This is a genomic window from Methylobacterium crusticola (assembly GCF_003574465.1).
Taxonomy (GTDB): domain Bacteria; phylum Pseudomonadota; class Alphaproteobacteria; order Rhizobiales; family Beijerinckiaceae; genus Methylobacterium; species Methylobacterium crusticola.
The window spans coordinates 14067-35392 of record NZ_QOWC01000031.1; the positions used below are offsets into that span (position 1 = coordinate 14067).

Below are 21326 nucleotides of genomic sequence, written 5' to 3' on the forward strand. Positions count from 1 at the left end.
CGGGGAGGGGGCCGGGCCGCCTCCCCGGGCGGCGGGGCCGTGCCTCAGGGCAGGGCGGCGGCTTCCCGGATCCCGGCCGGGACGGCGGCGACCGAGACCGTGTCGCCCTCGCGGCTGATCGCGACGGCGCGGGCCGCGAGGCCGGCCTGGCGGGGCATCGAGACGATCACGCGCTGGCCCGGGGCGAGCACGGCCTCGAACCGCACCGCGGGAGCGGCGGCCCGCGGCGCGAGCGTCACGACGACGTGGTAGCCGTCGGGCGCGACCGTGTAGTAGCCGACCCCCGCGAGCGGCCCGAGGTCGACGGGGGCGGCCTGGGACGGCCGGATCGCGTCGGCGGAGGCCGCGCCGGCGAGCGACGAGGCGGCCGCGGCCGCGAGGAGCGTCGTGCGGAACGTCATGATGCGGGTCCTTCCTTGCGGGGCGCGGTCCCGGCCCCCTTGCCTTCGCCCCATATGCGGTGCAGTGCAGCATGGATCAAACAGATCGCATCGATAATGACTATTGATCACATCGATCTGGCGGGCGTCGATCTCAACCTGCTGGTCGCCCTCGACGCGCTCCTGTCCGAGCAGAGCGTCACGCGCGCGGCGGCGCGCACGGGGGTCGGGCAGTCGGCGATGAGCGCGAGCCTCGGGCGGCTGCGCGCGCTCTTCGGCGACAGGCTGCTGACGCGGGCGCCGGAGGGCATGCGGCCGACGCCCCGGGCCCTCGCGCTCGCCGGACCGGTACGGTCGGCGCTGCGGCAGGTCCAGATGCTGGTGCGGCGCGACGAGGCGTTCGATCCCCGGACGGCCGAGCGCACCTTCACGGTCAGCCTGCCCGACAGCACGGAGGTCCTGCTCGGGCCGCGGCTCCTCGCGGCCCTGCGCGCCGAGGCGCCCGGCATCAGCCTGCTCCTGCGCTCCATCGACCGCGCCCACCTCCTCCAGGAGGTCGATGCCGACCGGATCGATCTCGCGATCGACCTGTCGTTCCGCGGGCAGCTGCACCACAAGCAGCGCGTGCTCTACCGCGACAGCTACGTCTGCCTGTTCAACGGCGCGCTCGTGGGGCTGACGCCGCCGATCTCCCTCGACGACTACCTGCGCTTTCCCCACGTGCTGACCAGCCTCAAGGAGACCGCCCACGGGGTCGTCGACGATGCCCTGGCGAAGCTCGGCCGGCGCCGCACGCTCGCCGTCACCTCGCCCCGCTTCCTGGCGGTGCCCTTCCTGGTGCGCGAGGCGCCGGTGCTGACGACCATGCACGCCCGCCTCGCGCACGTGTTCGCCGACGCCCTCGGCCTGACCGTGAGCCCCGCGCCGGTTGCCCTTGAGGACGTCGCGATGTCGATGCTGTGGCACGCGTCCTACGACGCGGACCCGGCCCATCGCTGGCTGCGGACCCTGCTGCGCCGGATCGCGCACGACCCGGCGCGTGCCCGGGCCGACGCGTGACCGGCGCCGCCATCCGCTGCCCGGGCGCCGGGTCGCAGCCGCCGGGCGAGGCCCCTCGCCGGAGCCTCGCCCGGCGGACCGACCGCCGCGTCGCGCGGACCCGGGCGCGGCGCTACGCGGCCGGCGCCAGGACCGTCGCGGCCCCGACGAGGTGGTAGAAGCGGCCGTCGAACAGCTTCATCACCTCGACGGTCGCCGCGTGCGATTCCGGGCGGATCGGGGACGCGAGGCAGGCGTCGATCGTCGCCTGGTCGGGAAAGTCCATCTCCAGGATCATCGCGATGGGGCGGGCGTCCTCGTCCCTCGCCTGCATGCGCTGGACCCGCACCGCGGTGACGCCGGGAAACCGGCGCCAGAGCGGCTCGAGCTCCTCGCGCACCCGCCGGAAGAACTCCTCCTCGCGGCCGTCCCGTATCGTGCCCTCGTAGATCGCGGTCCTCGTCAGCATCGGGCGTCCTCCAGCCATGGCGCGGGCGCGACGATAGCGCATCGCGGCCGGTCGCGAACCGCCGGCCCGGCGGCGGGAGAGTGCGGCGGCCGTCCGTCCGGCCGCCGGCGGCTTACGGGCCGCGCGTCCGCACCGTCACGCCGAGGAGCGCCTCGAACGGCAGCACCATCGCGCCCTTGTCCCGGTCGCCGTGGCCTTGCCGGAGCGCCGTCTGGTAGGTCGCCGTGGCGGCGGCCGTCACCGGCATCGGGAAGCCGCGCTCCGAGGAGAGGGCGGCAGCGCTCACGAGGTCCTTGTAGGCCTTGGCCATCGGGTAGCCCTCGTCGAACCGGCCCTGCAGGATCCGCGGCACGAAGTACTGCGCGGCGTAGCTGCGGCTCGTGCCCGTGGTGACGACGGTCGCGAGCTGCTGGGGATCGAGCCCCATCGCCACCGCCATCGGCAGCACCTCCGCGAGGGCCGCGATGTTGATGTCGTAGAGCACGTTGTTGATCGTCTTGGTGAGCTGGCCGCTGCCGAGCGGCCCCATGTGCAGCACCTGCGCGCCGATGCGGTCGAGGAGCGGCTTCACCGCCCGGAAGGTCTCGGCCGCGCCGCCGCACATCACCGTGAGCGTGCCGGCCTCGGCCCCGGCCGGCGCGCCGGAGACGGGCGCGTCCAGGAACGCCCGCCCGCCCGCCTCCAGCGCGCGGCCGATGCTCACCGCCTTGGCGTGCGCGATGGTGCTGAGGTCCACCACCGTCGCGTCGGGCGCGAGCCGCGCGGCGAGGCCGTCCGCCCCGAACAGGACCGCCTCCACCACGTCCCCGTCGGGCAGGCAGAGGAACAGCACCTCGGCGCCCGCGACGGCGTCGCGGTCGGTCGTGGCGACGAGCCCCGGCGCGTCGAGCCCGGCGAGGCGCGCCGGGTCGGCGTCCACGGCCGTGATCCTCTGGCCGGCCCCGCCGCCCTTGCGGGCGAGGTTGAGGGCGATCGGGCGGCCCATCTGGCCGATGCCCATGACGGCGATGTGCGAGGTCATACTGTCTCCCTTGCGAGCGGCGTCCCGACACGAGGATTCCCGGAGGCAATAGCACGCCGCCGGGGCGCGGCGTCGGGGCCTCGCCCCGGCCGGTGCGCCGGGGCGGGCGGCCCCGGACGCGCAAGGCCCGGCCTTGCGGGCGGTTCCCGGCTGGCACTCGGCCCCGTTCGCTTCTAAGGGGCAGGTGCGCGCAGGCGGCCGGCCGGCCGCCCGTGTCCCCGCGCGGCCGGCAACCAGGGGGTTTTCGCGCGGCGCCGGCCCGGACCGGTGCCGCGTGTGAGCCTCCGGCGCGCCCGACCTGACCTGGAGTGCTCTCCCGTGAACCCGTGGGTCCTTCTCGACACCGGCGCCGTGCCGGGCACGGACGGCGTCATGCGCCTGATGCAGCGCGGCGACGTGTTCGCGATCTGGGTCGATACGGTCGAGCTCATGAACAGCGACCGCAACGGCTCGGAGCGGGCGCTCGCGACGCTCGGCTGCGCGCGCCTGCGGGAGCGCCCGCGGGCCCGCGTGCTCATCGGCGGCCTGGGTCTGGGCTTCACGCTGCGGGCGGCCCTGGAGGCGCTCGGTCCGGACGCCGCGGTCGTCGTGGCGGAACTCGTGCCCGCGGTCGCCGCCTGGGCGCGCGGCCCGCTCGCGCACCTCTTCGCCGGGAGCCTCGACGACCCGCGGGTGCAGGTGCAGGAGACCGACGTCCACCGCCTCATCCAGGCGGGTCCGGAGCGCTACGACGCGATCCTGCTCGACGTCGACAACGGCCCGAGGGGCCTGGTGCGGCGGGCGAACGATCGCCTGTACGACATCTGGGGCCTCAAGCGGGCGCACTGGGCGCTGCGGCCCGGCGGCGTCCTCGGCGTGTGGTCCGGCCGCCCGGACCGGAAGTTCAAGGCCCGGCTGGCGCGCGCGGGCTTCGCCGTCGAGGAGCACCGGGTCCGGTCGCGCGGGGGCGAGGGCGGCACCCGGCACATGCTGTGGATCGCCACGCGCCCGCCCGGCGCCGAGCCGCTCCCCTCTGCACAGGCCCGGTGATCGCGCCGGGGCGCAGGGGAGCCCCCCGCGCGCCCCTTGCACCCGCCCGCGCCCGGGGGGGTGTCACGGTTAACGCTCCCTTAAGCTATTTGTCCGACTGAGACAGTTGTCCACGACATCGCCCTCCACGAACGACGAGGAACCACGATGAGCGACATGGCGGCCGGTACGGCCCATCCCGCGACCGGCGTGATCGCGCACGTCGCCGACATCGTCTCGGCCTACGTGTCGAACAACGTCATCAGGTCGGCCGATCTGCCGGAGCTGATCGCGTCCATCCACGCCTCGCTGACGACTCTCGGCCAGCCCGCCGTGCCCGAGCCCGAGAAGCTGACGCCCCCGGTGCCGATCCGCAAGACCGTGACCCCGGACGCGATCATCAGCCTGGAGGACGGCAAGCCCTACAAGTCGCTCAAGCGCCACCTCTCGGGGCGCGGCCTCACCCCCGACACCTACCGCCAGAAATGGGGCCTGCCGCACGACTACCCCATGGTGGCGGCGAGCTACGCCTCCCAGCGCTCCGAGCTCGCCAAGAGCTTCGGCCTCGGCCGGGGCCGGAAGCCCGCGGCGGCGTAGAGACGATACGCCCGCCCAAGACCCACGGGCGGGGAGGGGACGAGCGGCGCGGGGCCCGCCGCGGGCTCAAGCCTTCGGGGGCGCCGCGCGAGGGCCGGGCAGTCCCTTGCGCGCAGGCGGTCCCTTCCGAGCAGGCGGTCCCTTCCGCGCAGGCGGTCCCTTCCGAGCAGGCGGTCCCGCGCGCGTGCGCTGCCGCACGCCGCCGCGCATCGCGACCGCCTTAAGGATGATGCTCCGCCGCGCGCCGCCGCGCAGGTCCCGCTCGCATCCCTCGAGAGCCTCGCGGCGGTGCGGGACGGCAGCAGGAGAATCATGCATGGGAGTTGCGGATCACGCGTGGGACGCCGGCATGGTCGAGGCGGCCCTGTTCCGGTCGGGTGGCGTGAAGCAGGCGAGCTACCGGTACGGCCCCGCCACGAACCCCGACCCGGCCGCCGGATTTCGCCACTACAAGCCGAAGGGCGTCGGGCACGCCTTCGTGCACGTGGCCGGCGCGGGCAGCGACCTCGTCGGGCACGGGGCGGGCCTGGCGAAGAAATCCCGCTACGCCGACGAGCCGACCGCCATCGCGGTCATCGTCGAGATCCTGAACACTGCGCAGGGCCTGGCGGCCCTGCGGCGGCTCGACGCCAATCCCGGCAGCACGGAGTGGCTGCACGGCGCCACCGCGGTCCCGATCACGGGAGCATGGTACGGCTACGCGCCGAACGAGACCGGCCGGCGCAAGATCCTGACCGCCTCCATCAACCTGAACAGCCACGGCGAGGCGCTGTTCATCCACTCCTCCTACCCGGAGGGGTTGCAGGCCGCCACGCCCCCGGCGGCGCCCGCCGGCCCGGCGCCCTGAGAGGCGCGCGGGAGCCCGCGGCGCTCCTCGGACCGGTCGGTGCGAGGCGCCGGGCGCGGCGCGTCGCCGACGTCGACCCGGACGCCCGTCAGGACCTGCGCCGCCCGGCCCCGAGGGCCGCGAGCGGCACCTCGGCGCCCGAGAGCAGCGGCAGGAGCTCGGCGGCCGGGCGCGGCCGGCTGATCAGGTAGCCCTGCACCTCGGTGCAGCCGGCGTGGCGCAGCTGCGCGAGCTGCTCGGGGGTCTCGACCCCTTCCGCCGTGGTGGTCATGCCGAGGCTCGCGCCGAGGCTCGTGATCGCCCGCACGATGGCGACGGCGTCGGGCCGGACCGCGAGGTCCGCGATGAACGAGCGGTCGATCTTGATCTTGTCGAACGGGAAGGCCCGCAGGTAGCCGAGCGACGAGTAGCCGGTGCCGAAATCGTCCATCGCGATCCGGACCCCGAGCCGCTTCAGCTGGTGCAGGATCGCCAGGGTGGCCTCGCTGTCCTGCAACAGCACGCCCTCGGTGATCTCGAGCTCGAGGCGGCGCGGGTCGAGGCCCGCCTCGCCGAGCGCCGCGACGACCGTGAGGGCGAGCGCGGCGCTCCGGAACTGCACCGGCGAGAGATTGACCGAGATGCCGATGTGGTCCGGCCACCGCGCCGCCTCGCGGCAGGCCTCCCGGAGCACCCATTCGCCGAGGGTGACGATCATCGCCGTCTCCTCGGCGACCGGGATGAACTCGGAGGGCGCCACGAGGCCCCGGGTCGGGTGGCGCCAGCGCACGAGCGCCTCGAAGCCCGAGATGCGGTTGTTGCCGAGCGCCAGGAACGGCTGGAAGTGCAGCTCGAATTGCGGCTCCGCCAGGGCCGCCCGGAGGTCGAGCTCGACCGTCCGCCGCGCCTGGACGGCCGTGGCCATCCAGGCCTCGAAGAAGCGGTGGACGCCCCGTCCCTCGCCCTTGGCGCGGTAGAGCGCCATGTCGGCGGCGCGCAGCACGTCCTCGGGCGTGCGCCCGTCCGTCGGCGCGAGCGCGACGCCGATGCTCAGCCCGACGTTGATGTGCTTCCCGTCGATGTCGTAGCCGCGCCCGATGGCGGCGATCAGGCGCCTGGCGAGGTCGTCCGCATCCCGGCGGCAGGTCCGCGGCAGGACGAGGGCGAACTCGTCGCCGCCCAGGCGCGCCAGGAGCGCCCCGTCGGAGCCCGGGCCGCCGCGGATCTGGCCGTTGAGCCGTGCGGTCACCTGGCGCAGCAGCGCGTCGCCGACCGCGTGCCCGAGCGTATCGTTGATGGTCTTGAAGCGGTCGAGGTCGAGGCAGAGCACGGCCGTCGTGCCGGCGGGCCGCGCGAGCGTCTCGTTCAGGCTCTCGTGGAGCATGGTCCGGTTGGGCAGGCCCGTCAGCGCGTCGTGGCTCGCCATGTGGACGATCTGGGCCTCGGCGCGCTTGTAGGCGGTCACGTCCTCGTGCACCGTCACGAAGCCGCCGTCCGGCGTCGGCGCGTACGTGACCGCGATCGTGCGGCCGTCGACGAGCGGCTGGTCCAGCCGGTAGACGGTGCGGCTGGCAAGGCGCTTCGAGACCTGCGCCCAGGCCTCGTCGGGGTCCATGCCCGGGAAGTTGCCGACGGCGGCGCGCTCGCGGATCAGCTGCTCGGCCGTGATGCCCGGGCGCACCACCCCCGCCGACAGGTTGTAGAGGTCCAGGAACTGCTGGTTGAGCACCGTGACCCTGTGGTCGGTATCGAACAGGACGAGGCCGTGGGACATGTGGGACAGGGCGGTGTCGAGCCGGCGGTTCTGCTCCGCGAGCCGGGCATCCGTGCGCTTGCGGTCCGTCGCGTCCTCGTGGATCACGATGAAGCCGCCGTCCGGCGTCGGCGTCAGGGTCAGCGCCACCGAGCGGCCGTCGGCGAGCTTCCGCTCGATCCGGGTGACGACGCGGCGCGCGAGGTGCCCGGCCGCGGCCGCCCAGGCCTCGTCCGCCGTCATGCCGGAGAGGTGGCCCCGCGCCGCGCTCGCCCGGACCAGGGTCTCGGCGGCGGTCCCCACCCGCACGATGTCGGGCCCGAGCCCGTAGAGGTCGACGAAGCGCTGGTTGAAGGCCGTGACCCGCAGGTCCGCGTCGAGCACGTTCAGCCCGTGCGCCATGTGGGCGAGCACCGCCTCGAAGCGCTGGCTCTGCCGGGCGAGGTCGGCCTCGACGCGCCGCGCCCGCGCGGCGCGCGCCCGCTCGGCCTCGTGCGCGGCGGTGATCTCGGCGCAGGTCCCGCGGAACCCCTGGAACGACCCGTCCGGGGCCAGGAGCGGCGCCCCGCCGAACCGGAACCAGCGGATCCGGCCGTCCGGGTGGCGGTGGCCCGCCACGACGTCGCGGAACGCCTGCCGCCGCGCGAGCAGCGCCGGCCCGACGGCCTCGCCTCGACCGCCGTCGAGGCCGGGCCAGGGGCGGCCGATCGCCTCGGCGGCGGGCCGGCCCGTGAGCTCCTCGTGGCGGCCCCGGAGAAACGTCAGGCGCAGGTCCGCGTCCGTCTGCCAACACCAATCGGCCGAGATCGCAGCGAGGTCGTCCAGGAGCATGAACCGGCCTTCGTTGAGCCCCGGGACGATCCCATTGATTCACTGAGATTTTGTTAGCCGTCCCGCTGGGATCCGCCGCAATTCTGCCCGCGGCCGGCGCCCTCGCGCCGGGGCGGCCGGCCCCCTCACGTCGCCTGATGCCGCGGCTGCCAGCGCAGGAGGTAGGCCTGCATGCGCTGGATCCCGGCCGACAGCACGATGCCGACGGTCATCAGCACGAAGACCGCGACCATCATCCCGGCCGCCTCGCCGCGGGCCTCGGACTCGATGATCAGCCGCCCGATCCCGAACTCCGCGCCGATGAACTCCCCGACGATCACGCCGATGAGCGCGAAGGACACCGCCGGAGTCAGCGAGGCGAACACCCACGCCATGGTGGAGGGGATGATCACCGTGCGGGTGATCTGCCACTCCGAGGCGCCCAGCAGCCGGGACGCGTTGACGTAGTCGGGGTCGACCGAGCGCGCGCCCTCGAAGGTGTTGAAGAACACCAGGAACACCACGACGATCCACGACGTCGCGATCTTCGAGGCGTCGCCGATCCCGAAGGCCAGGATGATGATCGGCGCGAGCGCGATGCGCGGGATCGAGTTCACCGCCGTGACGAACGGCGCGGCGATCTCGGCCGCCCGGGGCGAGCGGCCGAGCACGAGGCCCAGGACCACGCCGCTGCTGACCCCGGTCAGGAAGCCGAACAGGGTGTTGCGCAGCGTCACGTAGGTGGCAAACCAGAGGTTGTTCTCGTAGCGCGTGGTGCAGGCCGCGAAGGCGGTGGTGCCGGGCATGGCCCACTCGCCGGGCCTGGGGTGCAGGCAGCTCAGGCGCAGGAACTGCCGCCAGATCTCCGAGGGACGGGACACGAAGTAGGGGTCGAAGATGTCGGGCACCGCCCACGGCGCCAGCGGCTTGAGGCTCCAGGCCCATTGCCAGAGGGCGAGCCCGACCAGCACGATCCCGATCTGCCAGCACAGGTTGGACAGGCGCCGTGTCATAGGCCGCGTGCCTTCTTGAACTCCTCGCCCAGGGAATGCCAGATGCGCGAGAACAGAGCCGCGTATTCCGGCGTCTCCCGCATGGCGACGCCGTCCCGCGGGCGGGGGAACGGCACCGCGAAGCTGTCCTTGATCCGGCCCGGCCGGGCGGAGAACAGGATGATGCGATCCGACAGCGTCAGCGCCTCGCCGAGATCGTGGGTGACGAACAGCACCGTCTGCTTCTCCCGCTCCCAGATGCGGAGCAGCACGTCGTGCATGTCGAGCTTGGTGTGGGTGTCGAGCGCCCCGAACGGCTCGTCCATCAGCAGGATCTCCGGCTCCTTGACGAGCGTGCGCATCAGCGAGGCGCGCTGGCGCATGCCGCCCGAGAGGGAGGCGGGGTAGGCCGCCTCGAACCCGCCCAGGCCGACGCGCGCGACCGCGCGGGCGACCCGCTCCCGCCTCTGCGCCGCGTCGAGCCCGGCGAGTTCCAGGCCGTACCCGATATTGTCGGCGACCGTGCGCCAGGGGAACAGCGTGTCCTTCTGGTAGACGTAGCCGACCTGCGGCACGGTGCGGCCCGCCACCACGGGCTGGCCGTCGATCAGGATCGTGCCGCTCGTCGGCGCGAGCAGGGTCGCGATCATGTTCAGCACGGTGCTCTTGCCGGAGCCCGAGGGCCCGAGCAGGGACACGAACTCGCCCTGGCGCACGGTGAACGACACGTCCTCGACCGCGTCGATGCGGCGGCCGTGGAGGGCGAAGGACTTGCCCAGCGCGCGCACGTCCACCCGGGTGCGCAGCGCCGCGTCCTGCGAGGGCACGGGATCGGCGATGGCGAGCATCAGGCCGGGTACTTCGCGGCGGCCTTCTGGGCGAAGCTCGCCGCGTAGACCTCGCTCAGCTGCAGCTTCTGCACGCCGGTCATCTCGCGGAACCAGACCTTCGCGCCGCGGTCGAAGGCCGCCTGGTCGATCGTGCCGGCCGGGTTGCCGACCGCCTTGGTGGCCCGGATCTCGATCAGGTTCGACTCCCGCGAGGTGCTGCCGACGAAGGGCTCGATGGCGCCGTAGATCTCCTCGGGAGCGTGCCTGTCCACCCACTGGGCGGCGCGCAGGACGGCGTTGGTCCAGGCCTGGACCATCGCCGGGTCGCGGTCGATGCGCGATTGCAGGCAGTAGTTCACCGTCACCGGCACGGTGCCGCCGATCACCTGGTCCCAGTTGCGCGGGTCGGAGCCGTCGTACAGCAGCTTGCCGTAGCCCTGGCTCTCGACCTCGCCCACGAGCGAGTAGGTGTTGATGAGGATGTCCACCTGCCGGGTCTTGAGCGAGCCGAGCATGGTGTCGACGTTGCCGACGCCGAGCCAGGTCACGGCGCCGTCGTAGCCGAGCTGCTCCATGAAGTAGGTCGCCCAGACGTGGGTCGTGCCGCCGATCGAGGAGACGCCGATCAGCGGCTTGCGGCCGTCCGGGCGCTTCCAGGCGACGAACTTCGCGAGGTCGGTGAGGCCCTGCGCGTAGAGGTCGGCCCGGATCATGAACTGCAACCCGGCGGCGATGCGGTCCACCGCCGTCAGCGCCTTGCAGGGCCGGCCCTTGTTGGTGAGCAGCATCGGGTGCACGAAGTCGGCGAGGGCGAAGTCGCCCTGGCCCGAGGCGATGATCTCGCGCGTCTTCACGCCGCTGCCGCCCTGGACGAGGCGGCTGTCGAGCCCCTCGTCCTTGAAGTAGCCGAGGCCCTGCGCGGCGAACACCACCATGTAGCTGCAGGTCGCCACGGGATAGATGCCCTTGGCGGACGCGGCCGCGCGGGCCCCGCGCGACGAGGCCAGGGCGGCGCCGGCCCCCAGCGCCGTCACGACGGCGCGCCGTGTCAGGATGGACGTCATGGCGGGCGCTCCCTCGTGCTTGTGTCCGGGGTTGTCGGTCTCGTCAGGCGGCGAGGCGCTCGAGCGAGGCCAGCACGGCGTCGCCCATGGCGGCGGTGGAGAGGGCGGCCTGCCCGGGCTCGGCGATGTCGGCGGTGCGGGCTCCTCTCGCGAGGGCGTCGGCCACGGCGCGCTCCAGGAGGGCCGCGTCGTCGGGCTGGCCCAGGGTCAGCCGCAGCATCATGGCGACGCTCAGGATGGAGCCCAGCGGGTTGGCGATGCCCTTGCCGGCGATGTCCGGGGCGCTGCCGTGGACCGGCTCGTACAGGGCCTGCCGGCGCCCGCGCGTGTCGGCCGGGCCGAGGGAGGCGGAGGGCAGCATGCCGAGGGAGCCCGCCGCCATGGCGGCGCAGTCCGACAGGATGTCGCCGAAGATGTTGTCCGTCACCATCACGTCGAACTGCGCGGGGTCGCGCACGATCTGCATCGCGGCGTTGTCCACGTAGAGGTGCGACAGCGCGACGTCCGGGAACTCGCTCGCGTGCAGGGCGACGACCTCCTCCCGCCAGAGCACGCTCGCTTCCATCACGTTGGCCTTGTCGACGGAGCAGAGCCGGCCGCGCCGGCTCCGGGCCAGCCCGAAGGCGAAGCGGGCCACGCGCCGGACCTCCTCGGCGGTGTAGCTGTTGGTGTTGAAGCCGCGGCGGCTGCCGTCCGGCCCGGTCTCGATGCCGCGCGGCTCGCCGAAGTAGATGCCGCTCGACAACTCGCGCACGATGATGAAGTCGACGCCCCGCAGCACGCGCTCCTTCAGGGGCGCGGCCTCGTAGAGCGCCGGGTCCGTGATGATGGGGCGCAGGTTGGCGTAGAGGTCGAGGGAGCGGCGCAGCTTGAGCAGGCTGCCCTCCCGGCGCGCCTCGGCCGGGACCTCGGCGGTCTCCGGGCCCCCGGTCGCGCCGAACAGGATGGCGTCCGCCCCGTCGATCGCCGCCCGGGTTTCCGGCGGGATCACCTTCCCGGTGCGGCGGTAGGCCTCGAGCCCGAACTCCGCGTCCTCGAGCGTGACCGGCAGCCTGCGGCGTTCGGTGAACCAGGACAGGACGCGTCTCGCCTGCCCGGTCACCTCCGGCCCGATGCCCTCGCCGCCGATCACGGCGACGCGCATCATGTTGGTCCCGCTCATGCCGGATCTCCCGTGACGTACACCCAGGGGCGCCGCTGCCTGTCCCGGGCCTGGAAGCCCTCGATCGCGGCCGCCTGCCTGCGGGTGGCGCCGATCTCGTCCAGCCCCTGCAGCAGCGCCTCGCGCCGCCGCGCCTCGACCTGGAACGGGTGGCGCCGCCCGGCGGGCGAGACGACGACGCAGTGCTCGAGGTCGACCGTGACCCGGCCCGCGCCCTGGCTCTCCTCGACCTCGCGGGCGAGGCCGCTCACGACCGCCTCGTCCAGCACGACCGGCAGGATGCCGTTCTGGAAGCAGTTGTTGAAGAAGATGTCCCCGAAGCTCGGCGCGATCACGCAGGTGACGCCGCGCTCCTGGAGCGACCACACGGCCCCCTCCCGGGAGGAGCCGCATCCGAAGTTGCGGCCCGCGATGATGATCCCGGCCTCGCGGTAGGGCGGCCGGTTCAGGACGAAGCCGGGATCCTCTGACCCGTCGGGCAGGTAGCGGAGCGCGCCGAAGCACCAGGGGGCGAGGGTTCCGCGGATGCCGTTGCCGACGAGCCGCTCGATCCGGATGATCACGTCCGTGTCGATGTTCTCGAGCAGGATGGGGGCGGCGACCGCCTCGAGCCGGGTGAAGCGCCTCATGCCGGTCTCCGCACGTCCGTGATGGCGCCCGCGAGGGCGGCCGCGGCGGCGACCGCCGGGCTGGCCAGGTGGGTCCGGGCGCGGGGGCCCTGGCGGCCCACGAAGTTGCGGTTGCTCGTCGAGACGGAGCGCTGCCCGGGCGGCACCACCTCGCCGTTGGCGGCCAGGCACATGGAGCAGCCGGGCTCGCGCCACTCGAAGCCGGCCTGCGTGAAGACGCGGTCGAGGCCCTCCGCCTCCGCGTCGCGCTTCACGATCTCGGAGCCCGGCACCACCCAGGCGCGCACCCCGTCCGCCACCCGGTTGCCCCGGGCGACGCTCGCCGCCTCCCGCAGGTCCGACAGCCTGCCGTTCGTGCACGAGCCGATGAAGACCCAGTCGACCTTGGTGCCGGCGATCGGTCCGCCCGGCTCCAGCCCCATGTAGGCCAGCGCCGCCTCCATGGCGCGGCGCCGCACCGGGTCGGCCTCCGCGGTGGGGTCCGGGATGGTGCCGTCGACCGCGACGACGTGCTCCGGGCTCGTGCCCCAGGTGACCTGCGGCGCCACGCCCGCGACGTCGATGGCGACCTCCCGGTCGAACGCCGCGTCCGGGTCGCCCGGCAGGGTGCGCCAGGCGGCGAGCGCGTGCTCCCACGCCTCCCCCTTCGGCGCGTAGGGCCGGCCCTGCAGGTAGGCGTAGGTGGTCTCGTCGGGCGCCACGAAGCCCATCTTGGCGCCGAGCTCGATCGACAGATTGCAGATCGTCAGGCGCCCTTCCACCGGCATCGCCGCGATGGCCGATCCGGCGTACTCCACCGCGTAGCCCGTCCCGCCCGCCGCGCCGATCACGCCGATCAGGTGCAGGATCAGGTCCTTCGGGAGGACGCCGGGCCGCAGCGCGCCCTCGAAGCGGACCCGCATGGTCTTCGGGCGGCGCTGGACGAGCGTCTGGGTCGCCAGCACGTGCGACAGTTCGGACGAGCCGATGCCGAACGCGAGGGCGCCGACGCCGCCATGCGTGCAGGTGTGGCTGTCGCCGCACACGATCAGGGTGCCGGGCAGGCTCAGCCCGAGCTCGGGCCCGATCACGTGCACGATGCCCTGCCCGCGCTGCCCGACGTCGAAGAGGCGGATCCCCGCCTCGCGCGTCTCGGCCCGCAGGGCGTCGAGCAGGCTCCAGCCGGTCTCGGTGGTGCCGGCCCGGCCCGCGGCGCTCGAGATCGCGTGGTCGGGCGTGGCGAAGGTCAGCTCGGGGCTCTGGACCGCCAGCCCGCGCTGCTTCAGGTCGAGGAGGCCGCGCGAGCCGCCGAGGTCGTGCAGGAGATGCCGGTCCACGTGCAGCAGCACCGCGCCGTCGCCGAGGTCGCTGACGACATGGTCATCCCATATCTTCGCGAACAGCGTTCTGGCTGCCATCCCGGTTCCTCCCTGCCGCGCGGCCTGCGCCGCGTTCGATGCGCCTGCCTCCCTTAGGGGGAGCGGGCGTCGGCACCGAGACTAGGGACGGCGCGCCGCGGGGCGAAGCGCCGGTTGGGCATGACGCCGTCTCGTTTGGCGATGGCCGCTCCAGGTAGCCGACCAGCCGGCGCGCCGGCAGCGAGAGGGTCGCGGTGTCGCGCACCACGATGTTGAGCGGCCGGATCCGCCAGGGATCCTCCAGCGCGAGCGCCACCAGGTTCACCCGCCGCAGCTGGCCGTCGAAGACCTGGCGGGGCACGATCCCGATGCCGAGGCCGCTCTCGATGAAGCGGAGCTGACCCTCGAAGCTGCCCACGCGCACGCGGATCCGCACCTCGCCGCCGAGGTCGCTGGCGGCGCGCCGGCACAGCGTCTCGATCGAGCTGCCCGTCTCCAGGCAGACGAAGTCGTGCGCCAGGAGGTCGGCGAAGGCGATCGAGGACCGGTCGGCCAGGGGATGCCCGAGGGGCAGCACCGCGATCAGCTCGTCCTGGCGGTAGGGCACGATGTGGAGGCCGGGCGCCGGGACGTTGCCGCCGAAGATGCCGATATCGGCGCCGTTGCTGGCGACGAGCTGCACGATGCTCGGGCTGATGCCCTCCTCGAGGTCGATCCGGATCAGCGGGTGCAGGGCGAGGAAGCCGGCGAGCTCCATCGGCAGCGATTCCATGATGGCGGACTTGTTGGCCGCCACCCGGATCAGCCCGCGCAGGCCGCTGGCGAAATCCCGCAGCTCCGCCTCCATCAACGACACGCTGCCGCGGATCGTGCGCGCGTGATGCAGCAGGACCGTCCCGGCCTCCGTGAGCTCGATGCCCTTGGAGTGGCGGATGAACAGCTCGGTGCCGAGCATGGCCTCGAGCTCCGAGATGCGGCGGGAGATCGCCGAGGCGGCGATGTGCGCCCGCTCGCCGGCGGCCGCGATGCTCTGCTCCTCGACGACGGCGATGAACAGCTCGAGGGTGAGGAGATCGTACCGGTGCACCTTGGATCCCCCCGCCCGAAGCTCTTGGGGGCCGCCTCGCGCGCGGCGCGGCTCCCGGTCCGGTGCCCGGATGGTAGCGCGGGAGCGACCCGGCACAAGGCGTGCCCGCGGGCCCGGGCCGCGGAGCGCGTCACACCGAGGACGCAGAGCGCTCCCCGCCGGGCACCGGTCCGGCGCGGGGGCGCGCCTCAGAACGAAGGCCGGGACCGGCTCCCCGCGTGCGACGCGGCCGGGCGCCGCCCTAGATCACGGTCGGCACCTGTGCCCCGTCCATCGTGATCGTCACGCCGGTCAGGTAGCTCGCCTTGGCGGAGGCCAGGAACACGATGGCGGCGGCGATCTCCTCGGGATCGGCCATGCGGCCGAGGGGGATCCGCTCGACCGCCAGCCTGTGCGCCTCGTCCAGGGCGATGCCCTTCGCGGCCGCCTCGGCCTGGAGGCCCTCGGCGACGCGGTCGGTGCGGGTGAGCCCCGGGTTCACGCCGAGGACGCGCACGCCCCGGCCCGCGTAGGCGTGCGCCAGCCCGGCGGTCGCCAGCATGAGCGCGGCGTTGGCGGCGCCGCCCGCGAGATGCGTGGCCGAGGCGACCTTGCCGCCGTTCCCGATGACGTTGACGACGACGCCCGAGCCCCTCTGCGCCATGCGCTTGACGGCGGGATCCATGATGTTCACGTAGCTGAAGAACTTCGCATCCAGCGCGGCGCGCCAGTGGCCGGGGGTGAGCGCGTCGGGCGGCGTGCGCCGCGCCGCGCCGGCGCTGTTGACGAGGACGTCGACCGGCCCGAGCGCCGCCTCGACCGCGTCCAACGCCGCGAGCGCCTGCTCCGGATCGACGAGGTCGGCCGCGTGGCCGAGGACGGTGCCGAGCTCGCCGCAGGCCCGCTCGAGGGTGGCCTGCGAGCGCGAGATGATGGCGACGCGGGCTCCCTCATCGCGGAACGCCCGGGCGCAGGCGAGGCCGATGCCCCTCGATCCGCCCGTGACGACCACGACCTTGTCCTTCAAGCCGAGTTCCATGACGCGCCTCCCTCTGCCCCGATCGGCCGGTTCCGGCTCCCGCCGTCCCAAAAGCCCCCGCGCGGCCCCGGCCCCTCCCTGCGGGCCGGTCGGGGAGACCCGGGCCGGCGCGGGGGAGGGGGTCGCGGCCGCTCGTTCTAGCGGCCCTGGAAGTTCGGGCGGCGCTTCTCGTTGAAGGCGAGGACGCCCTCGCGCCGGTCCTGCGTCGGGACCATGCGGTTGTAGGCCTCGATCTCGAAGGCGAGCCCGTCCCCGAGGGACATCTGGAGCCCGCGATGCACGGCCTGCTTGGCCTGGCGCACGGCGACCGGGGCGTTGCGGGCGATGGCGGAGGCCGTCGCAACGGCCTCCGCGACGAGTTCGGCCGCGGGCAGCACCCGGTTGGCGAGGCCCCACGCCTCGGCCTGCGCGGCCGTGAACGGGCGCCCGGTCAGGATCAGCTCCTTGGCGCGGCGCTCGCCCATGGCGCGGGGCAGGTTCTGGGTGCCGCCGGCCCCGGGCATGATCCCCAGGGTGACCTCGGTCAGCGCGAAGCGGGCGTGCTCGGCGGCGTAGACGAAGTCGCACGCGGCCGCGATCTCGCAGCCGCCGCCGTAGGCGGCCCCGTTCACGGCCGCGATCACCGGGACCGGGCAGCCCATGAGGGCGCGAACCATGCGCTCGAAGACGAGGTGCTGGCTCGTCCAGGCGTCGTCGGTCATGCCGCGGCGCTCCTTGAGGTCCCCGCCCGCGCAGAACGCCTTCTCGCCCGCGCCGGTCAGCACGATCGCCCGCGCGGCGGCCGGATCGAGCGCCACGGCCTCGAAGAGCGCGACGAGGTCGTGGCCCATCTGCGTGTCGAGGGCGTTCGCGGCTTCGGGACGGTTCAGCGTCACCAGGAGCACGTCCGGATCAGGCCGCGCGACCAGCAGGGTGACGGACTCGGTGATCATGGCATACCTCGCGGTCACCCGACGGGTCTCGCCCCGCAGACGCCGGGGGAACTCCCCTTAGAGCAATCTCTCGACGACGTGGAGACCGGTTCGTCGCGACGACGGGGGGCCGCGACCGGTCTCAACCGGACCGGGCGCGGCCCCCGTGCCGGGAGCACGGGGCCCGATGCCGGGAGTGGCGCGCCTCGCCCCCGGGCCCCGGACCGGACGGGCCCGGCGCCGGGCAAGGCTCTGAGAGCCAACAACTTGTTAATGAAGTCGATCCTATCGTGACCAGGGACGGCCGGCAACGGAATCGCGTGCGGGCACGTCGGGAACGCTCATGCATCCAGCGGCTCAGATCCGGCACGAACTGCAAACCCTGCTGCCGCAGGCCACGCTCGTCCGCAACCGCTCGATCGCGGTCCTGCTGCCCTGCCTCAACGAGGAGACGACGATCGGGGCGGTGGTGGCGGAGTTCCGCCGCGTCCTGCCCGGGGCCGCGATCTACGTCTACGACAACAACTCGACCGACCGGACCGCGGAGGTCGCGGCCGCCGCGGGGGCGATCGTCCGCCGGGAGCGCCGTCCCGGCAAGGGCAACGTGGTGCGCCGCATGCTCGCGGACATCGAGGCGGACCTCTACGTGCTCGCGGACGGCGACCTCACCTACGATGCCGGCGCGGCCGGCCGCCTCATCGATGCGCTGGTGGTCGAGCAGGTGGACATGGTCGTGGGCATCCGCGACGGCGCCGAGGGCGCGTTCGCGCGCGGCCACCGGTTCGGCAACTGGCTGTTCAACCGGCTGGTGAACGCGCTGTTCGGGCCCGGCTTCACCGACATCCTGTCGGGCTACCGGGTCGTCTCGCACCGCTTCGCCAAGTCGTTCCCCGCCACCTCGTCCGGCTTCGAGATCGAGACCGAGCTGTCGGTCCACGCCCTCGACCTGCGCCTCGCCGCGATCGAGATCGCGCTCCCCTACGGCCCGCGGCCCGACGGCTCGTCGAGCAAGCTCAGCACCTGGCGCGACGGGGCCCGCGTCCTGTGCAAGATCGCGTTCATGTACAAGGCGGTGCGGCCGCTGCAGTTCTTCAGTGCGCTGGCGGCCCTCTTCGCGCTGGCGGGCCTCGCGCTCGGGCTGCCAGTCGCCACGACCTACCTGGAGACCGGCCTCGTGCCGCGCCTGCCGAGCGCGATCCTGGCGGCGGCCCTGATGCAGCTCGCCTTCATGAGCCTGACCTGCGGCGTCATCGTCGACGCCATCGGCACGAGCCAGCGGGAGTTCAAGCGGATGCGCTACCTCGCCCTGCCGGCGCCGGGCGGCACCGGGGCGCCGTCGCCGTGACCGCCGCCCTGGTCGATGCCAAGTACTACGAGGCCGCCCCGCCCCGGTCGCTCGGCGAGCGCCTCGCGGCCGCGGCCCGGGACCGGATCTACGCGGATTTCCTGCGCCTGTGCCGGCCGGGGCCCGGGGCCGAGATCCTCGACATCGGCGTGTCGGACGTGGTGAACGACGCCGCCAACGTCCTGGAGCGTCGCTACCCCCATCCCGGCCGGATCACCGCGGCGGGCCTCGGCGCGGGCGAGGCCTTCCGGGCGGCCTACCCGGAGGTGGCCTACCGCCAGGTCGCGGCCGATTGCCGGCTGCCCTTCCCGGCGGGCCGCTTCGACGTCGCGACCTCGAACGCCGTCCTGGAGCATGTCGGCAGCGCGGACAACCAGCGCCTGATGGTGCGCGAGATGCTGCGGGTGGCCCGGGTCGTGTTCCTGACGGTGCCCAACCGCTACTTCCCCGTCGAGCACCACACGGCGATCCCGCTCCTCCACTACGGCGACGCCTCCTTCCGCTGGGCCTGCCGCCGCCTGGGCAAGTCGGCCTGGAGCGACGAGCGCGAGCTGATCCTGATGACCCGGGCGCGGCTCTCGGCCCTCGTCCCGCCGGGACGGCGCGCGCGGATCGGGCATACCGGCCTCTCCCTCGGCCCGGCGAGCTCGAACCTCTTCCTCTTCATCGACACCGACTGATCCCGTGCGGGACCGGAGGATCGCGATGCCCGGTCTCATGGCCGACCGCCGCCTGCCGACGATCCTGGGCCTGGCGCTCGCGGCCCTGGGGCTCGCCTGCGCCCTGCCGGTCGTCGCGACGTACTACTGGCCGGCGGGGGGCGGGCTCGACGTCACCGGTCACCAGATCGGGCGCGACTTCATCAACAACTGGGTCGGCCCGCGCCTCGCCTTCTCGGGCCGGGCCGCGACTCTGTTCGACCTCGGCGCCTACCACGCCGCGATCGGCACCGAGTTCGGGGCCCCGCTGCCGTTCCACAACTGGGGCTACCCGCCGTTCACGCTCCTGCTGCTCTGGCCGCTGTCGCAGGCGCCCTACTTCGTGGCCCTGGCGCTCTGGACCGCGGGGCTGTTCGGCGTCTTCGCGGGCGTGACCCTGAGCCAGGTCCCGCCGGGGCGCCGGACGCGCGCCCTCCTCATGCTGGCGGTGGCGCCCGCCTGCCTCATCAACGCGGTGGGCGGCCAGAACGGGTTCCTGACCGCGTCCCTGTTCCTCGGCGGCCTGCTCGTCCTCGATCGCCGTCCGGTGCTCGCGGGCATCCTGTTCGGCCTTCTCACCTGCAAGCCGCATCTCGGGCTGGTGCTGCCCTTCGCGCTCCTGGCGCTCGGCGCCTGGCGCACGATCGCGAGCGCGGCCCTCACGACCGGCGTGCTCGTGGCCGCCTCGGTCGGCGTGCTCGGGACCGAGCCGTGGCGCCACTACCTCGTGGAGACGAGCGCCTACCAGTACTCGCTGCTGGAGCGGTTCTCCGGCTTCTACCCCTGCATGATGGCGTCGGTCTTCGCCGGCGCGCGCATCCTCGACCTCCCCATGGCGACGGCCTGGGCCCTGCAGGCCGCCGTGTCGCTCCCGGTCCTCGCCCTGGCGGTCTGGGCCGTGCGGCGCACGCCCGATCCGCGGCTGCGCGCCGGCGTGCTGGCGGCGGCCGCCCCGCTGCTGACGCCCTACGCCTTCAACTACGACCTCACGGCGCTCACCGCCGTGCTGGTGTGGCGGATGTTCACCCTCGACACCGCGAGGCTTCCGGCCCCGGTCGCCGCCGGCGCGTGGCTCCTGCCGATCCTGATCATGCCGATGCAGATGTACGGGTTCGGCGGAGCCTCGCTGATCCTGATCGCGCAGTTCGCGGTGCTGGTGCGGGAGGCCGCGTACGGGACTCCTCAGGCCGCGTCCCCGGGGAGGCGGCCGCCCTCGGTGAGCGCGAGCGCGGTGGCGGCGAGCATCACGCCCATGCCCAGCGCCTCCGGCCAGCCGAAGGCCTCGTGCGCGACGGCGACGCCGACGCCGACCGCCACGATCGGGCTCACGAAGGCGTAGAGGCCGGCCCGGAAGGCGCCCCAGTCGCGCACCAGCCAGAGGTAGATCGAGAAGGCGCAGAGCGAGCCGCCGAGCACGAGGACGCCGAGCCCCAGGAGCGCGCGGCCGTCGGCGAGGGCGGCGAAGCGCGCGGGGTCGTAGCCCTCGACGAGGAGCGACACCGGCACGAGGCCGAGCGCCCCGAGGCTCGTCTCCCAGAAGGCCAGGGCGAGGGGGTGCATCGTGCGCATCAGGGGCCGGCTGACCACCGCCCCCCAGGCGTAGCTGAGCGTGCCCGCCGCGACCGCACCCAGGCCGAGCAGCGCCCCGTCCTGGGCCGTGCCCACGCGCCCGGAGAAGAGCAGGACGAGGCCCGCGATGCCGAGGCCGATCGCCCCGAGGCGGCGCGCCGTGATCTGCTCCTGCCCGTAGAGCGCGCCGACGAGGATCACGAAGATCGGCAGGAGCGCCAGGTTGACGATCGCCGACAGGCCGGTGGGCGAGCGCGCGACGCCCCAGAACACGAGGCCGTAGCAGCCCGTGCTGATGAGGAGCGAGGCCGCGACGACCCGCCCCGGCTGCTCCAGCCCGAGCGGCACCCCCCGGGCCCGGACGAGCGCGGCGTAGCAGAGCCCGGCGAGCGCGAAGCGCGTTGCGGCCAGGAAGATCGGCGGCACCACCTCGGAGGCGAGCTTCATGGGCAGCCAGGTCAGCCCCCAGATCAGCGCCATCAGGGCGAAGGCCGCCATCCGCCCCGCCCCGGCGCCGTTGCGCTCGTCCATCGTCTCACCCGGCCGCCCCGTCGTGGCGCCATCCTAGGGAGGGCGGCGGGCGGGGGAAAGCGCCCGGCGGTCCGGCCGGGGCGGCGCGAGCGGGGCGGCCCCCGCTTGACCCGCGCCCGCGCGCGGCCCTATGGACGGGGATCGTGACGGCGGCCCGCCGCGTCACCGTAAGCGTTAACGTCACGCAACGCGCCCACGTCCGGTCCGCTGGCCTTCGGCGGGGATCGATACCCGCACGCCCAGGCGCGGAT

General features: G+C 73.7%; 19 protein-coding genes and 2 pseudogenes. 7 read left to right on the forward strand and 14 right to left on the reverse strand.

Going from position 1 to position 21326, the window contains the following annotated elements:
- Positions 1–44: 44 nt before the first annotated feature.
- Entirely contained in the window at positions 45–401 is a 357-nt protein-coding gene (locus tag DT057_RS15410; protein ID WP_128562988.1) for a hypothetical protein, read from the reverse strand.
- Between the two features lie 96 nt (positions 402–497).
- Between DT057_RS15410 and DT057_RS15415 the strand changes: the two genes are divergently transcribed.
- Positions 498–1439, forward strand: coding sequence for a LysR family transcriptional regulator (locus tag DT057_RS15415; RefSeq protein ID WP_128562989.1), 942 nt, complete (start codon positions 498–500; stop codon positions 1437–1439).
- Positions 1440–1551: 112 nt separating this feature from the next.
- Here the strand turns inward: DT057_RS15415 and DT057_RS15420 are convergent, their stop codons facing one another.
- Positions 1552–1887, reverse strand: coding sequence for a hypothetical protein (locus DT057_RS15420; protein ID WP_128562990.1), 336 nt, complete (start codon positions 1885–1887; stop codon positions 1552–1554).
- Between the two features lie 112 nt (positions 1888–1999).
- A complete protein-coding gene (locus tag DT057_RS15425) occupies positions 2000–2908 on the reverse strand; it encodes an NAD(P)-dependent oxidoreductase (protein WP_128562991.1) in 909 nt (302 codons plus the stop codon).
- Between the two features lie 318 nt (positions 2909–3226).
- On the opposite strand from DT057_RS15425, the gene DT057_RS15430 reads away from it, so the two are divergent.
- The 3 genes and pseudogenes from DT057_RS15430 (at position 3227) to DT057_RS15440 (ending at position 5360) form a co-directional block, all read left to right on the forward strand.
- Positions 3227–3937, forward strand: coding sequence for a polyamine aminopropyltransferase (locus DT057_RS15430; protein WP_128562992.1), 711 nt, complete (start codon positions 3227–3229; stop codon positions 3935–3937).
- A 156-nt stretch (positions 3938–4093) separates the two neighbouring features.
- Positions 4094–4510 (forward strand): annotated as a pseudogene (locus tag DT057_RS15435) (Ros/MucR family transcriptional regulator); the annotation flags it as partial.
- A 319-nt stretch (positions 4511–4829) separates the two neighbouring features.
- Entirely contained in the window at positions 4830–5360 is a 531-nt protein-coding gene (locus DT057_RS15440; RefSeq protein ID WP_128562994.1) for a hypothetical protein, read from the forward strand.
- A gap of 88 nt (positions 5361–5448) precedes the next feature.
- Here the strand turns inward: DT057_RS15440 and DT057_RS15445 are convergent, their stop codons facing one another.
- From DT057_RS15445 to DT057_RS15490, 10 genes are all read right to left on the reverse strand, one after another.
- The gene (locus tag DT057_RS15445) at positions 5449–7923 is read right to left on the reverse strand and encodes a sensor domain-containing protein (protein WP_128562995.1); all 2475 of its coding nucleotides are present in this window, start codon (positions 7921–7923) and stop codon (positions 5449–5451) included.
- Between the two features lie 125 nt (positions 7924–8048).
- Positions 8049–8915, reverse strand: a complete 867-nt coding sequence (locus DT057_RS15450; protein ID WP_128562996.1) for an ABC transporter permease — start codon at positions 8913–8915, stop codon at positions 8049–8051.
- Positions 8912–9742, reverse strand: a complete 831-nt coding sequence (locus tag DT057_RS15455; protein ID WP_128562997.1) for an ABC transporter ATP-binding protein — start codon at positions 9740–9742, stop codon at positions 8912–8914. Before DT057_RS15455 ends, DT057_RS15450 begins: the two co-directional genes overlap by 4 nt.
- Positions 9742–10788 (reverse strand): ABC transporter substrate-binding protein, encoded by a 1047-nt coding sequence (locus DT057_RS15460; RefSeq protein ID WP_128562998.1) that lies wholly within the window; start codon positions 10786–10788, stop codon positions 9742–9744. The genes DT057_RS15455 and DT057_RS15460 overlap by 1 nt, the downstream gene beginning before the upstream one ends.
- A gap of 43 nt (positions 10789–10831) precedes the next feature.
- Positions 10832–11950 carry a 3-isopropylmalate dehydrogenase gene (gene leuB, locus DT057_RS15465; RefSeq protein WP_128562999.1) on the reverse strand — a complete coding sequence of 373 codons (1119 nt, stop codon included), beginning with the start codon at positions 11948–11950 and terminating at the stop codon, positions 10832–10834.
- Positions 11947–12579, reverse strand: coding sequence for a 3-isopropylmalate dehydratase small subunit (gene leuD / locus DT057_RS15470; protein WP_128563000.1), 633 nt, complete (start codon positions 12577–12579; stop codon positions 11947–11949). Before leuD ends, leuB begins: the two co-directional genes overlap by 4 nt.
- Positions 12576–13976: a 3-isopropylmalate dehydratase large subunit gene (gene leuC / locus DT057_RS15475; protein ID WP_128563001.1), complete on the reverse strand. Its 1401-nt coding sequence runs from the start codon at positions 13974–13976 to the stop codon at positions 12576–12578. Before leuC ends, leuD begins: the two co-directional genes overlap by 4 nt.
- Positions 13939–15003 carry a LysR family transcriptional regulator gene (locus tag DT057_RS15480; RefSeq protein ID WP_128563002.1) on the reverse strand — a complete coding sequence of 355 codons (1065 nt, stop codon included), beginning with the start codon at positions 15001–15003 and terminating at the stop codon, positions 13939–13941. The genes leuC and DT057_RS15480 overlap by 38 nt, the downstream gene beginning before the upstream one ends.
- A 241-nt stretch (positions 15004–15244) precedes the next feature.
- Positions 15245–16021, reverse strand: coding sequence for an SDR family oxidoreductase (locus tag DT057_RS15485; protein ID WP_128563003.1), 777 nt, complete (start codon positions 16019–16021; stop codon positions 15245–15247).
- A 137-nt stretch (positions 16022–16158) separates the two neighbouring features.
- Positions 16159–16953 carry an enoyl-CoA hydratase-related protein gene (locus tag DT057_RS15490; RefSeq protein ID WP_128563004.1) on the reverse strand — a complete coding sequence of 265 codons (795 nt, stop codon included), beginning with the start codon at positions 16951–16953 and terminating at the stop codon, positions 16159–16161.
- A gap of 322 nt (positions 16954–17275) precedes the next feature.
- Here DT057_RS15490 and DT057_RS15495 point away from each other — a divergent pair, with 322 nt between their 5' ends.
- From DT057_RS15495 to DT057_RS36820, 3 genes and pseudogenes are all read left to right on the forward strand, one after another.
- Positions 17276–18277 carry a glycosyltransferase family 2 protein gene (locus tag DT057_RS15495; protein WP_128563005.1) on the forward strand — a complete coding sequence of 334 codons (1002 nt, stop codon included), beginning with the start codon at positions 17276–17278 and terminating at the stop codon, positions 18275–18277.
- Positions 18274–18957, forward strand: coding sequence for a class I SAM-dependent methyltransferase (locus tag DT057_RS15500; RefSeq protein WP_238314151.1), 684 nt, complete (start codon positions 18274–18276; stop codon positions 18955–18957). Before DT057_RS15495 ends, DT057_RS15500 begins: the two co-directional genes overlap by 4 nt.
- 37 nt (positions 18958–18994) lie before the next feature.
- Positions 18995–19930, forward strand: a pseudogene (locus DT057_RS36820) (glycosyltransferase family 87 protein); the annotation flags it as partial.
- A gap of 227 nt (positions 19931–20157) precedes the next feature.
- Here DT057_RS36820 and DT057_RS15510 read toward each other — a convergent pair.
- Positions 20158–21075, reverse strand: a complete 918-nt coding sequence (locus DT057_RS15510; protein WP_128563007.1) for a DMT family transporter — start codon at positions 21073–21075, stop codon at positions 20158–20160.
- Positions 21076–21326 lie beyond the last annotated feature (251 nt).